Genomic DNA, 13458 nt, shown 5'->3' with positions numbered 1-13458 from the left:
TCTCTCATAAACAGGTCCGCTTTACACCAACTTATTCATAGTAAGAATTATATAACAGAAAAAAGGCTTTAGAAAATTCTCTAAAGCCTTTTTGTATTTCATTCATCATGTGGGTGTATTAATTCGCCACTTCACTAATAAATTTTATTCTATATAGGCGTAATTCTTCATCATCATAATCGCCATCAAACTCTTCTATTGCGGTGTCTATTTTATCATTTTCAGCTTCAATAAAGTATTCATGAATTTCTTCTTGCTGATCTTCATCCAAGATTTCATCAATCCAATATGCTATATTAAGCTTAGTACCACTATATACTATTGCTTCCATTTCTTTTATAAAGGTTGGCATATCCATTCCTTTTGCAGCGGCTATATCATCCAAAGGTAGTTTTCGATCTACATTTTGTATGATATACAATTTTAGACCACTATTGGCTCCTGTACTTTTTACGACAAAGTCATCAGGTCTCATTACATCATTTTCTTTTACATATTTAGCTATAAAAGTTACAAATTCTTTACCATATTTTTTTGCTTTCCCTTCTCCTACTCCATGAACATTTGCTAACTCCTCAATGGTAACAGGGTACTTAAGGGCCATATCCTCAATCGATGGATCTTGAAATACTACAAACGGAGGGACACCTAACTTCTTAGCTACTGTTTTTCTTAAACCTCGTAGCATATTTGCTAATTTATCATCTCCTACTTTAGCTCCAGATTTTGTAGCAGTTATTATAGAATCATCACTAGCTTGGTTATAAACATGATCCTCTGTCATCATAAAACTAGATGGGGTATCAATAAACTTTTTTCCTTCTTCTGTAATTCTTATCACTCCATATGTTTCGATATCCTTACGCAAATACCCTTTTACTAATATTTGTCTAGCAAGTGCCATCCAATATTTATCATCTTTTTCTTTACCACTTCCAAAAAAAGGTTGCTGATGAGTTCTATGAGATATAATCAATGCATTACTCTTACCAATCAGTGTATTTACAAGATCTTTTGATTTATAGATTTCGCCTGTTTCTTTAACAACTTCTAACAAAAGTTTTACTTCGTTTTTTGCTTCGTGTTTTTTCTTAGGATTACGTATATTATCATCCATATCCGCACCTTCTCCATTTACTTCATCAAATTCTTCCCCAAAATAGTGTAATATAAATTTTCGTCTAGATATGGAAGTTTCTGCAAAGGCTACAATCTCTTGCAATAAGGCATGCCCTATTTCCTGTTCTGCAACAGGTTTACCACTCATAAACTTCTCTAGTTTCTCTATATCTTTATATGCATAATACGCCAGACAATGCCCTTCTCCTCCATCGCGCCCTGCTCTACCTGTTTCTTGGTAATAACTCTCTATACTTTTAGGCATATCATGATGAATCACAAATCTAACATCGGGTTTATCAATTCCCATCCCGAATGCAATAGTAGCAACTACAACATCTGTATCTTCCATCAAAAACATGTCTTGATGTCTCGCTCTTGTTTTTGCATCTAATCCAGCATGGTATGGAACCGCTTTTACACCATTAACCTCTAGCGTTTGTGCTAATTCTTCTACTCGTTTTCTACTCAAGCAATAAACGATACCACTTTTTCCTGAGTTTTGTTTTACAAAACGAATAATATCAGCATCTACATTCTTGGTTTTTGGTCGAATTTCATAGAATAAATTCGGGCGATTAAAAGAAGCTTTAAATGTCTCTGCATTGCTCATTGCAAGATTTTTAAGAATATCTTCTTGCACTTTGGGAGTTGCTGTGGCAGTCAGTCCAATAATCGGAATATCTTCTCCTATTCTTTTAATTATATTACGTAGATTTCGATATTCAGGTCTAAAATCATGTCCCCATTCACTTATACAATGTGCTTCATCTACCGCTAAAAAGGATATCTTCTGAGCTTTCAAAAAATCTACATATTCTTCTTTTGTTAGCGATTCTGGAGCTACATATAATAGTTTTGTAATCCCATTAATGATATCTTCTTTAACTCTTTTTATCTCAGATTTATTAAGAGATGAATTAAGCACATGAGCAATCCCATCAACCGATGAGATACTCCTAATAGCATCCACTTGATTTTTCATTAATGCAATCAAGGGAGAAACTACAATAGCAGTTCCTTCACACATCAAAGCAGGCAGTTGGTAACATAGGGATTTACCACCTCCTGTAGGCATTATTACAAAAGTATTCTTTTTTTCTAAGACACTCTGTACTACCTTTTCCTGTAGTCCTCTAAATTGACTAAAGCCAAAATGTTTTTTTAAAGCACTTTGCAAGTCAGTTCCGTTCAAACTCATTAAATATTTTAACTTTTATATACCAATTAAATTAACAAATTTACTAACATCAAATCTATACTCCCCCAAATACTGATTTAATGGATGTTTCATTTTTAATTTTAGCATGCCAAAGATAAACAAAGCATAAATTAATATGCTTTTTTTTATCATTATTTAAAATTAATAAGGTATTGTATACCTTTGCGTAAATTAAAGATAATAAAATCTTTAATTATAACATGAAAATTTTTCAAATTTTGACGACTCAGGAAACTATAATTTCATACGCAAAAAAAACTATTGCAGAAGAAGCTCGCGCAATAGCTTATTTAGAAGAACTTATTGATGAAGAATTCTCCAATGCCGTAGAGACCATTCATAACTCAAAAGGCAGAGTTATTATTACTGGTATTGGCAAAAGTGCCATTATTGCTACTAAGATTGTAGCTACTATGAACTCTACAGGTACTCCAGCAGTATTTATGCATGCTGCAGATGCTATTCATGGAGATTTAGGAAATATTTTAGAAGATGATACCGTAATTTGTATTTCTAAAAGCGGGAATACTCCAGAAATAAAAGTGTTAGTCCCTCTAATCAAAAATTTCAAAAACCCTTTGATCGGGATTACTGCTAATAAAGATTCTTTCCTAGGAAAAGAAGCCGATTATGTATTAAACGCTTATGTGGAGAAGGAGGCCTGCCCTAATAACCTTGCTCCTACTACCAGTACTACGGCACAACTTGTTATTGGTGATGCTGTAGCTGTTTGTTTATTACATCTTCAAGGGTTTTCTAGTCGTGATTTTGCTAGATATCACCCAGGGGGCGCTCTGGGAAAAAAATTATACCTAAGAGTCAGTGATATTACTTCTAGAAATGAAAAACCAGAAGTAGCTCCTGATGCTGATATCAATACTGTAATTGTAGAAATTACAGAAAAAAGACTTGGAGCCACAGCAGTAACAGAAAATGGTGCTATTATTGGTATTATAACAGATGGTGATCTACGTAGAATGCTTACAACAAATACTTCTTTTACAGGATTAACTGCCAGAGATATTATGTCTCCTAATCCTAAGCATATTAATGATAATGCTATGGCTGTAGACGCTCTTGATAAGTTAGAAGAAAATGCAATCACACAATTATTATCAGAACAAGATGGTAAATACATGGGACTATTACATATCCATGATCTAATGAGAGAAGGAATTCTATAATGGCAGCTACTACTAAAAAAGATCCTCAGTATATGTCTTTTCTAGATCATCTAGAAGAGTTACGTTGGCATTTAATCAGAGCTACTACAGCAGTACTTATCACTGGTATTATCGCTTTTATTGCAAAAGAATTTATTTTTGATGTGCTTATTTTTGGGCCAAAAAAACCTGACTTCCCTACCTATAAAGGCTTATGTAATTTGTCAAAAACCATGGGGTTAGACGAAAGTTTATGCTTTAAAGAATTACCATTTAGTGTACAAAGTAGAAAAGTATCTGGGCAATTTTCTGTTCATATATGGACATCGATAACTGCTGGTTTTATTATGGCATTTCCTTATATATTATATGAGTTTTGGAAATTTATTGCTCCTGCGATGTATGATAATGAGAAAAAAAGCTCTAAAGGTTTTATCATTATTTGTTCTTTTTTATTCTTTTTAGGGGTACTTTTTGGGTACTATATCATCACTCCATTATCTATTAATTTCCTAGGAGGATATCAGGTAAGTAAAGAAGTCCTTAATGAATTTGATATTGATAGTTATATCGCTTTGGTAAGAGCATCAGTTATTGCATGTGGATTAATATTTGAATTACCAGTTATTATGTTTTTTCTTACAAAAATAGGCTTAGTAACCCCCGAATTCTTAAGAAAATACAGGAAATTTGCTTTAGTCATTGTACTCATCCTTTCTGCAATAATCACACCTCCTGATATTGCTAGTCAGGTTATTGTTGCCATACCAGTTTTAGTATTATATGAAATAAGTATCTTTATTTCTAAAGCAGTCATTAAAAAACAACGAAAAATAAGCTAACATGAGTGATATTGTAGACGAATTTAACAGCTACAGAGAAAAAATGAATTCTCGTATTCTAGAGGATAATAACAAAATAATTAAGAGAATCTTCAATCTAGATACTAATGCTTATATGGAGGGTGCTCTAAATATTAAAACCAAAGAGCTATTAGGACTTGTGGCTTCTGCCGTACTACGCTGTGATGATTGCATTGCCTATCATCTAGAAACATGTCATAAAGAAGGTCTTAGTAAGGAAGAAGTTGTAGAAGCACTTAGCATTGCTACACTGGTAGGAGGAACTATTGTAATCCCTCATTTACGTCGCGCCTATGAGTTTTGGGATGCACTCGAAGCAAAAGTTTCTTAAATCAACAAGGATTAAGTAGAATAATGTAAATTTACCAACTCATTTTAGCAACACCCTATTATTAAAGAAGTCATTCTGATATGAAGTTAAAAGCAGACAATCTGATAAAATCCTATAAAGGTAGAAAAGTAGTAAAAGGAATTTCTTTAGAAGTTAATCAAGGAGAAATCGTAGGGCTTTTGGGTCCTAATGGTGCTGGTAAAACAACATCTTTTTACATGATTGTAGGCTTAGTAAAACCTAATGGAGGGAGCATTTTTTTAGACAATACTAATATCACTAAATTTCCTATGTACAAGCGTGCACAGAACGGTATTGGATATCTAGCGCAAGAAGCTTCTGTATTTAGAAAACTGAGTATAGAGGATAATATCCTAAGTGTACTACAACTTACTAAATTGTCTAAAAAAGAACAGCTGCATAAAATGGAGGCTCTTATAGAAGAATTTGGTTTAGGACATATCCGTACAAACCGTGGAGACTTATTAAGTGGTGGAGAGCGTCGTCGTACAGAGATTGCTCGTGCACTAGCTACCGATCCCAATTTTATATTACTAGATGAGCCTTTTGCCGGAGTAGATCCTGTGGCGGTAGAAGATATACAACGTATCGTAGCTCAATTAAAAGACAAAAACATTGGCATCCTGATTACAGATCACAATGTACAAGAAACTCTAGCAATAACAGACAGAACATATCTGATGTTTGAAGGAAGTATTCTTAAAGCAGGAGTTCCTGAAGAATTAGCAGAAGATGAAATGGTACGTAAGGTCTATCTAGGACAAAATTTTGAGCTTAGAAAAAAGAAATTAGATTTTAACTAAATAAGTAGTTCTTCTTATTTCTATTTCGGTTCATAATATCTTTATTGTAATAAATCTATAGTATATATCCTACTTTATAATATATCATAAGCGAGCTTGTCTCGCTTATTTTATGCTCCTTTATCTGGTATAAGAGACATTAATACATACAATAAAATTATACAAGGGATAGCCATAAAGTGTAATAACACTATTAAAACTAGTGCTACTATTAGAAAAACATATCGGATCTTATTCTTTGCAAAGTCCCATGTTTTAAATTTTAACGCAAACAAAGGAATTTCGGCATTTAACAGATAACAACTTAGCAGTGTTAAACCAATCAAAAACCATTTATTTAGGAGTATTGCATGGATCCATGCCTCTTGCTGAAACTGCAGAATAAGTGGTAGGCTAATAATCAACAATGTATTTGCAGGCGTAGGCAAGCCTATAAATGAAGATGTCTGACGTGTATCAATATTAAATTTTGCCAAACGATATGCCGAAGCTAATATAATTAACAACCCTAATAAAGATACATAAGACATATCCAAACTTGCTATAACCTGATCCGTATCCCATAAGTTAGGGATAACATAAAATGGTTTCCCAAAAACCTGAGATAATAATTGATACATTATAAAACCTGGAGCAACACCACTAGTAACCATATCTGCTAAAGAATCGAGTTGTAACCCTAGCTCGCTTCTCACATCTAAAATCCTCGCTGCAAAACCATCAAAAAAATCAAAAACAATACCTAGTATAACCATAAAAGCTGCTAACTCTAATTGCCCCTGAACAGCAAAAATAACCGCAATACATCCACTAAAAAGGTTAAGCAACGTTATACAATTCGGAATTTGTCTTTTAATCCACATACACTTTATTTTTTTGTAAAAGTAGTAAACTATTTTAGTCTGTTCATATAGATTTACAATATCACACATAAGCTTAACAAAAAAGAAGTATTCAATTATATTATTTGTAACTAAATAAGTTTAATTTCGTTATTGTATTGTATATCTTCTGCTATGAAAAACATTTTATTAGCCATTCTGACCGGATTATTACTTGCTGTAAGCTGGCCTACCTATGGATTTCCTTTATTTTTATTCTTTGGGTTTGTCCCTTTGTTACTTGCAGAATATACTATTCGAAAAAATAAGTACAGTAAAACTAAAATTTTTGCTCTTGGTTTTCTCGCTTTTTTTATATGGAATATCATTACCACTTGGTGGATATATAACTCTACCGCAATAGGCATGTGGATAGCAGTAGTAGTCAATAGCTTATTAATGAATATTGTATTCTTATTATACCACATTATAGCCAAAAAAGCCACATTTACAATCAGCACTATATTTTTAGCATGTTTTTGGATAGGTTTTGAGTATTTTCATTTACAGTGGCAAGTATCTTGGCCTTGGCTTACTCTAGGAAATGGATTTGCCGATTTTACCTCATGGATACAATGGTATGAATATACTGGTACATTTGGCGGAACACTATGGATTTGGGTAGTAAACATCGGTGTTTTTAAAAGCATACTACTATATCTAGAACATAAAGACAAAACGATTCTATACAGATCCGCTATCCGCAATGGGTTGATGATTATTATTCCCATTATACTATCATTCATCATACTAAAAACATATAAAGAAAACGGAAAACCTATAGAAGTCGTTATCCTACAACCTAATGTAGATCCGTATACCGAAAAATACAATACCACCGATAACCGAATTAGCGTACTATTAGATTCTCTTACCAGAACAGTAATTACGCCCACAACTGATTTTATCATTGCTCCAGAAACTGTTTTTGCTGACAGTAACAGACTACATAATTTCCCTAGCTCTATAGCAAAAAAAACAGCGATCAAATTACTTAACGAATACCCTAATGCTAATTTTTTATCAGGGATATCGCTCATTGATGTTTTTAATGATACAAACAAAATCCATAAGCAAACCAATACGTACAAGGATGGAATTTACTATGATGATTACAACTCTGCTTTCTTTGTTCGTTCTGATGGGAGTGATGCGTTATATCATAAGAGTAAACTTGTTGTTGGAGTAGAAAATTTCCCTTATCAAAGTACCCTAAAACCTATTTTTGGTGATGCCATGATCGATCTAGGAGGAACCGTAGCCAAGAAAACAACACAAGAAGAACGAGAAGTTTTTTTTACTAAAGATAGTATTGGTGTCGCACCATTGATTTGCTATGAAAGTATCTATGGAGAATTTACAACAGGGTATATTAGAAACAAAGCTGATTTCTTAGCCATCATCACCAATGATGCTTGGTGGGGCAATACACAGGGACATAGACAACACCTGGCCTATGCTAAACTAAGAGCCATCGAAACTCGTAGAAGTATTGCCAGAAGTGCTAATACAGGAATCTCTGCCATTATCGATCAAACAGGTACTATTGTTGCCTCTCTAGGGTATCAAAAACAAGGAACACTAAAAGGAACTCTTATCACTAATGATACAATCACTTTTTATGCAAAAGCTGGTAATTACATCGCTCGTATTGCTATTTTTATAGCTATAGGTGTTTTTTTACTCGCTATTACAAGAAGAAAAAATAAGTAATCCCCGCTTTTTAGTAAACAGTTATCCTAAGGTTATTGTATTTCCTTAATGTAAGTGTTAATTTCTTGACTGTAAATGTTAATTTCCTCAATGTAAATGTTAATTTCTCGACTGTAAGTGCCTATTTCTTTAATGTAAGTACTAATTTCTCGACTGTAAGTGCCTATTTCTTTAATGTAAGTACTAATTTCTCGACTGTAAACGTCTATTTCTTTAATGTAAGTGCTAATTTCTCGACTGTAAGCGCCTATTTCTTTAATGTAAGTGCTAATTTCTCGACTGTAAGCGTCTATTTCTTCGATGTAAGTGCTAATTTCTCGACTGTAGATAGATAAAATGATGAACAATACTCTTAGAACCAATAATTTTATCTAAAAAAAACAGAAAAATAACACATCTCCAAAAAAACATTCAAATTACTGAAAATCAAATAAATAAAACACATAAGTCATTCCCTTATACTATAGCATATCTATAAAATATACTACCTCATACAGATATCTGTATGGTAAACTAATACTAATAATTTACTTTTGAGAAGAAGATAAATTAATATAAACTTTTAAAACCAAATATCACATGTCATTTTTAGGAAAATTAGAAATCGAAGGAATACCATTTACTATCGAGGATTGTACTGTAGCCATTAATCAAAATAGCGATTATAACGGCAGACCCAACTCTAGACCTATAGCAGGACAATTTACAGTAACCCTTGTATATCATAAAGAGGTCAATCTTTTTGCAGAATGGGCAGTATCCCCTACCATGATGAAAAGTGGAAAAATACAGTTTTTTAATAACGATGCGATGTCTGTGATGCAGACGATCAAATTCGATGAAGCCTTTTGTCTCAATTATGTACAAAACTATCATAGTAAGAACAATAAGGCTATGACATCACAGGTAGTTATTAGTGCCAAAGATATAGAAATCGGTACTGCTAAGCATGGTAATAACTGGCCTACTAAATCATAAGGCATGGATATCAACTTACAACTAAAACTAGGTTTGGTCAACCAATATCTAGATGGTCAGATCAGTGGCATCGTTAAAGAAACCTTTGACGATGCTATCCGTAATGAAGCATTAAACGAAATAGACCAGCGACTAGAAAGTGGTTTTGCTATAGAAAAAACCAAAATGTTAATTACCATACAGATGGCATATAGTGGAGTGTTTTATAGTACTGATGATATCGATGAATATATCGATGCATATATTAAAAATAACGTAGAGCATGAGGTACAAGATTATATACAGGTGCATACAGAAAAAAACGCACAACCCTACGATTGGATTCGTAATAAAGAAACCAAAGAATATATCTGGGATGAAGATATTTCTTCTCCTAATGATTCTGATTTATCCGATACATATGAGTATGTAGGAAAAACCTTTGGAGACATCCGACCTCACTTTAATAAAAATGCTAGTTGGATGGATAAGGTTAGAGACTTTGCAAAATCAGGAGGGCCTCGTATTAATATATCAAGCTATATAGGAGCTAAATTAGCTCCTAAAATAGAAAATGCTTTTTTGAGACAAAAAGAAGCTAATAGAAGAACTAGTAGCGATCCTAATTACCCATATCCTAATTTTACTTTTTCTCCAGTTGATTTTGGTATCGATGCTATAACTCGTAGAGAAAGTATTGTAGCTTCGAATGAATATGAATTTAAAGGAACCATGGATTTGGGATGTCGAATTATACCATATAGAGCTTATTTTACCGTACGTAATATGGGTAAAAATTTAGCAAATACGATTGAGTACCAAGATACATTTGTAACAGGTGGAGGACATCAATTATACAAAAATGCATTTGTTTTTAAAGGAAGCACAAAAGGTGTAATTATTATAAGTGTAGGAAATGAACAAGTAGCCAAATATATAAAAGATTTTATATGGGATTTTTAGTAATTTAATACTTAATTATGATGAAAAAGACAATAAAATTAGTTAGTATTTTGCTAGTCTGCACCTTTATAGGTTGCAAAGGAGAAATGAATGATGAGCTACTTAAAAAAGAGTTTACCTCTATTTTATCTTGGTATTATTTTAATTATCCTAAGATAAAAAATAATGAAGATGTAAAAAGGTTTTCAAAATACCTAGAAGTTAATTACCAAGATTTAAATATAATAAAAGAACAGAATTACGTTTTGTATTTAGACTCTATACACAAAGTATTACATATAGAAACCAAGAATGATTTTTGGAAATCTAAGGCAGCGATTAGCCTAATAGAAAAACTTGGAGTTCTTGATCAATGTGCTGGTGATATGGTGATTAAAGGTTTTTGTTCAAAAGAATTAAAAAAAGGTGATTATTCTTTTTTAAAAAAAATTCATGAAGCAATAAGCAAAGTATCTGATAATACTTTGGGAGTGCCAGGATATAACAAAAAAGGACCTTTCACAACACAATCTAAAGTATTACTCTTATACGAGTACGGAAAATTATCGGTGTATTGCATTAAAAATGATGTACCTAATGAAGTTGTTAATCAGATTATGCAATTTTTAGACGATTTTTTAGCAAGTAAAAAACCATTACCATTTGATTTTGCTTTTATTCCTATAGAGATAAAATAATGTAATGAGCAACCAATATCTAGATGGTCAGATCAGTGGCATCGTTAAAGAAACCTTTGATGATGCTAACTACTGTAACAGGAGAAAGTGTAGCGAACATCTTTGATGGAAACCAGATTTTAAAGTTAGATCTAATGGCTGGAAAAAATATTATTACTGGACAACGAAAATTTGATCAATTTTTATTTGCCAGTGATCTCTCTAAAGTATTTGGACTAGATCATTTTCTTCCAAATCAATATTTTTCAAATTATGGTTACGGAATATCAGGTAAAGCTAATCTAGATTATGGTGCAGGTAATGCTTTAATTTATTACAATATACCTTTTCTAAGAGAATCTACTTTTGACGGTAGTGGAAATAGAACAATTCAAATAGGAGTAACTGATTTAGCTCCTAAGTTTACAAGTGGTCAGTTATTTGGAGGTAAGACTTCAAATATACGTTTACCTTTATATCATCCAATAACTGGTAACAGGTTTGACAGATATGAATTATCGATTCATCGATCACATGAAAATGGAGTAATAAAAAGATTAGAAAGAACATTTATAAATAAATCTAAGTCTGGATTTTTAGATTAAAAAAATCATGAAAAAATTAGCTTTACTTTTTTTAATAATTATTTCTTGCAAAGAAGCAAAGAAACCTTTGTTGATTGATTTAGAGAATTGCATAAATGAATCAATAAACTTTAAAACATTTGGCGATGAAATAATTAAAAAAGAAATAGAAATTGATTATTATAATTTAATGAAAAGATTAGAAGAAATTTATCTTAAAAGCGGGTTTCTTGTAAGTATTTCAAAAGAAAGTTATAAATCATTTTTGAAAAAAACGGATAAAAAAAAACTGAATAAAAAGATAAATAAATTATTTGATTCTTATGAATTTAGTTTTTTTGTTGGAGTAGACAAAATACTTGTTGGCTGTCCTGAAAGAGTTTTGATTGCATACAAAGATAGACTAGACACTAACTTGGCCTTTCAAATAAAAAAAATAAATCAACTAATGGCTGATGGATATAATAACGATGAATTAATTGATAAATTAATCGATGGCACTAAGAACTTTGATAATATTGTCTACAGATCATCAATAATATATTTAACTGCTATAAAAATAGGTTTATAACTGGCCTACTAAATCATAAGGCATGGATATCAACTTACAACTAAAACTAGGTTTGGTCAACCAATACTTGGATGGTCAGATCAGTGGCATCGTTAAAGAAACCTTTGACGATGCTATCCGTAATGAAGCACTAAACGAAATAGACCAGCGACTAGAAAGTGGTTTTGCCATAGAAAAAACCAAAATGTTAATTACTATACAGATGGCGTATAGTGGAGTGTTTTATAGTACTGATGATATCGATGAGTATATCGATGCATATATTAAAAATAACGTAGAGCACGAGGTACAAGATTATATACAGGTGCATACAGAAAAAAACGCACAACCCTACGATTGGATTCGTAATAAAGAAACCAAAGAATATATCTGGGATGAGGATATTTCTTCTCCTAATGATTCTGATGTATCCGATGCATATGAGTATGTAGGAAAAACCTTTGGAGACATCCGACCTCACTTTAATAAAAATGCTAGTTGGATGGATAAGGTTAGAGACTTTGCTGGATCAGGAGGGCCTCGTATTAATATATCAAGCTATATAGGAGCCAAGTTGAAACCAAAAATTGAAAACGCAATACTAAGTCAAAGAGAAGGGTATATTAGGATGATTGCAGGTAAAAATAATGCTGGGGGCTTCTATCCTAAGGATTTTAGCATATCAGGTATTAAAAGAAATACGGGTTATTTAGGAATGGGAATAGGAAATTATCATTTTGAAACAATTGTATGTATCAATGGAGGTGTTATACCTGTAACAGGAACTTACATAGTTAAAGAAAAATCAAATAATGTAGCTCAAATTGAAGCTAAAGGTAATCATGCTACAGTTTTTGGAGATTCATATAAGAACTCTTTTTATTTTCAAGGTAGAGGTAAAGTCCCTACTATTATTTTAGAGACTAAAAATGAGATTGATTATTATTTTATTAAAAACTTCATTCATGGTAAAAATTAAATTTCTTGTTGTATTTTTTATCTTGGCAGGAGTTTTATCTTGTAAAAATGAGAAAAAAGAAAAAGAGACTAGAGAAAAATGGGATCTTATATTGACTAATTTTTTTGTGTCTTATTATCCTATAAGATCTAAATCTGATTTTCAGAATTTTTTACGTTTTGTAGAAAAGCATTATGAATATAAAGGGATGAATGATCCATTTTATTTATTAACCTTAAATAAGGATAGCACGATTACTATTGCAGAGAAAAATGAAAAGTGGTACGAAAAGAAAATCAAGCTAAATTTAGATCTGGAAAAAGTAAATTTATATGATTATTGTAACAACTTACAGTTTATAGGGTTCTCTAAAGATTTTTCAAATTTAAATAATGATGACTATCCAAAAAGCGTAGAAAAAACATTACAAAATGAAATCATAAAAACATTAGATTCAACTGCTTATATCTATTCTAGCACATTAGAAAAAAGCTTTAAAAAGTCTGCTATATTTCAATATAAAAACAAAAAAACATCTATCCTCTGTAAGAAAGGGGTTCCAAAACATCAATTAGGTATTGTTCAAAACAAGATTGATAGCATATTGCAATCACAACAAAACGCTACTTTTGATTACGTCTACATACCTGTTGTTTTTTTGTAGCTTCGAATGA

Annotated in this window: 15 protein-coding genes; 13 read left to right on the top strand and 2 right to left on the bottom strand. The window is 31.9% G+C overall.

Annotation, left to right across the window (positions count from 1 at the left end):
• Positions 1–118 precede the first annotated feature (118 nt).
• Complete coding sequence (locus N456_RS02335) at positions 119–2320, bottom strand: RecQ family ATP-dependent DNA helicase (RefSeq protein ID WP_062053468.1); 2202 nt, start codon at positions 2318–2320, stop codon at positions 119–121.
• Between the two features lie 221 nt (positions 2321–2541).
• On the opposite strand from N456_RS02335, the gene N456_RS02330 reads away from it, so the two are divergent.
• The 4 genes from N456_RS02330 to lptB all read left to right on the top strand — a co-directional run bounded on the left by N456_RS02330 (position 2542) and on the right by lptB (position 5522).
• Positions 2542–3525, top strand: coding sequence for a KpsF/GutQ family sugar-phosphate isomerase (locus N456_RS02330; protein WP_062053466.1), 984 nt, complete (start codon positions 2542–2544; stop codon positions 3523–3525).
• Positions 3525–4346, top strand: a complete 822-nt coding sequence (gene tatC / locus N456_RS02325; protein ID WP_062053465.1) for a twin-arginine translocase subunit TatC — start codon at positions 3525–3527, stop codon at positions 4344–4346. Before N456_RS02330 ends, tatC begins: the two co-directional genes overlap by 1 nt.
• A gap of 1 nt (position 4347) precedes the next feature.
• Positions 4348–4698, top strand: coding sequence for a carboxymuconolactone decarboxylase family protein (locus N456_RS02320; protein WP_062053462.1), 351 nt, complete (start codon positions 4348–4350; stop codon positions 4696–4698).
• An 80-nt stretch (positions 4699–4778) separates the two neighbouring features.
• Positions 4779–5522 carry an LPS export ABC transporter ATP-binding protein gene (gene lptB, locus N456_RS02315; protein ID WP_062053460.1) on the top strand — a complete coding sequence of 248 codons (744 nt, stop codon included), beginning with the start codon at positions 4779–4781 and terminating at the stop codon, positions 5520–5522.
• A 110-nt stretch (positions 5523–5632) separates the two neighbouring features.
• Here the strand turns inward: lptB and N456_RS02310 are convergent, their stop codons facing one another.
• Positions 5633–6385, bottom strand: a complete 753-nt coding sequence (locus N456_RS02310; protein ID WP_062053558.1) for a CDP-alcohol phosphatidyltransferase family protein — start codon at positions 6383–6385, stop codon at positions 5633–5635.
• A gap of 153 nt (positions 6386–6538) precedes the next feature.
• Between N456_RS02310 and lnt the strand changes: the two genes are divergently transcribed.
• From lnt to N456_RS02270, 9 genes are all read left to right on the top strand, one after another.
• The gene (lnt, locus tag N456_RS02305; protein WP_062053458.1) at positions 6539–8116 is read left to right on the top strand and encodes an apolipoprotein N-acyltransferase; all 1578 of its coding nucleotides are present in this window, start codon (positions 6539–6541) and stop codon (positions 8114–8116) included.
• 35 nt (positions 8117–8151) lie between these two features.
• On the top strand, positions 8152–8451 hold the full coding sequence (locus N456_RS23965) for a hypothetical protein (protein ID WP_148639151.1): 300 nt from the start codon (positions 8152–8154) through the stop codon (positions 8449–8451).
• 244 nt (positions 8452–8695) lie between these two features.
• Positions 8696–9094, top strand: a complete 399-nt coding sequence (tssD, locus tag N456_RS02300; protein ID WP_062053456.1) for a type VI secretion system tube protein TssD — start codon at positions 8696–8698, stop codon at positions 9092–9094.
• A gap of 3 nt (positions 9095–9097) precedes the next feature.
• The gene (locus tag N456_RS02295) at positions 9098–10036 is read left to right on the top strand and encodes a hypothetical protein (RefSeq protein ID WP_062053455.1); all 939 of its coding nucleotides are present in this window, start codon (positions 9098–9100) and stop codon (positions 10034–10036) included.
• A 20-nt stretch (positions 10037–10056) separates the two neighbouring features.
• Positions 10057–10713: a hypothetical protein gene (locus tag N456_RS02290; protein ID WP_062053453.1), complete on the top strand. Its 657-nt coding sequence runs from the start codon at positions 10057–10059 to the stop codon at positions 10711–10713.
• Positions 10714–10736: 23 nt separating this feature from the next.
• Positions 10737–11297: a hypothetical protein gene (locus N456_RS02285; protein WP_148639150.1), complete on the top strand. Its 561-nt coding sequence runs from the start codon at positions 10737–10739 to the stop codon at positions 11295–11297.
• 7 nt (positions 11298–11304) lie between these two features.
• A complete protein-coding gene (locus tag N456_RS02280; RefSeq protein ID WP_062053449.1) occupies positions 11305–11847 on the top strand; it encodes a hypothetical protein in 543 nt (180 codons plus the stop codon).
• 22 nt (positions 11848–11869) lie between these two features.
• Positions 11870–12805, top strand: coding sequence for a hypothetical protein (locus tag N456_RS02275; protein ID WP_062053447.1), 936 nt, complete (start codon positions 11870–11872; stop codon positions 12803–12805).
• On the top strand, positions 12792–13448 hold the full coding sequence (locus tag N456_RS02270) for a hypothetical protein (protein WP_148639149.1): 657 nt from the start codon (positions 12792–12794) through the stop codon (positions 13446–13448). The genes N456_RS02275 and N456_RS02270 overlap by 14 nt, the downstream gene beginning before the upstream one ends.
• Positions 13449–13458: the final 10 nt, after the last annotated feature.

Origin of the sequence: Aquimarina longa SW024, from assembly GCF_001401755.1 — a bacterium.
GTDB classification, from domain to species: domain Bacteria; phylum Bacteroidota; class Bacteroidia; order Flavobacteriales; family Flavobacteriaceae; genus Aquimarina; species Aquimarina longa.
Note: the sequence above shows the minus strand (reverse complement) of the source record. Positions and strands in the feature narration are given on the sequence as shown.